General features: G+C 49.2%; 1 protein-coding gene. It reads right to left on the minus strand.

All coding sequences use genetic code 11. The features are described 5' to 3' along the window. Positions 1-851 (minus strand): PAS domain-containing protein (locus CW742_RS15375; RefSeq protein ID WP_292421938.1); only part of this gene is annotated, 851 nt, incomplete at its 3' end. Between the last annotated feature and the right edge of the window lie 152 nt (positions 852-1,003).

Here is a 1,003-nt window from a genome sequence, read left to right on the forward strand (position 1 = left end):
TTCACGCTTTCAGAAGAGATCTTCTCAACCATCTGCATCTTTGTTGTAGCAACCTTGCCAAGATCAGCCGCAACATGACCCTCCTGTGAAGCTTTTTCGGCATGCTGCATAACATCCTGGGATGTGCTGGCAATCTCTTCAATTGATGCAGAGATCTCACTGATATCAGAACTGAGTTTCTCGACTGAAGAAAGGTTTGCACTGGTATTGTCGCTTGATTTCTGGGAAGCAACCGCGACCTGTTCGGTTGCCTTTAAGATCTCATTGGTACTGCGGTTCAGTCCATTGATTGTCTTGTCAAGCTGAAGCATGGCTCTCTCCAGCTCTTCCATCGCGCCCCGGATGGAATCGATGGCCGTGTTGTAATCGGTTTTGAGTTTGACAAGGGGATCCGCATCGTCAATACTGAATTTCTGGGTAAAATCCCCCTGAGCGATATGTGCCATGGCAGTTTCAAGTTCGCTTGCACTTGCAGCAAGGAATTCCTTACCGGCACGGGTCGCCTCTATCATTTCCGCGATCTTCTTCTCCTGCTCACGCTGGGTAGTGACATCATTGTAGACCGTGAGAATATGGGTAAGATTTCCCGCTTCGTCCAGCAGGGGAAGTCCGTACTGCTCGAGGGTCTTTGTCGAACCGGGGAACTCAACCGTTACCTCGCCAAAGCTTCTCTTTTTCTGTTGCAGCACGACTTTAAGTCCCTCTCCTTTCTGTCCGACAATCCGGAAGCTCTTTGCGTTCATGGTCATGAGCTTCTCCCGCGATATGCCACTGAGCCTGCAATATGCATCATTTGCGAGCGTGATCCGGAAGGAGATATCCATAACCATGATCGGGAGCGGATTCTCCATCCCGATCACGTCGGACCGCTTTTTGAGGGCTGCTATCTCCTCCTTTTTCTTTTTAATCTCTTCCTGTTGTGCACGCTGCCCGATAATTTCATTGTATACAATCAGGGTGCTGGGGAGTTTTCCTTCGGTATCTAGTATGGGGATCACTTATT

This window comes from Methanoregula sp., assembly GCF_002835825.1.
Classification (GTDB): Archaea; Halobacteriota; Methanomicrobia; order Methanomicrobiales; family Methanospirillaceae; genus Methanoregula.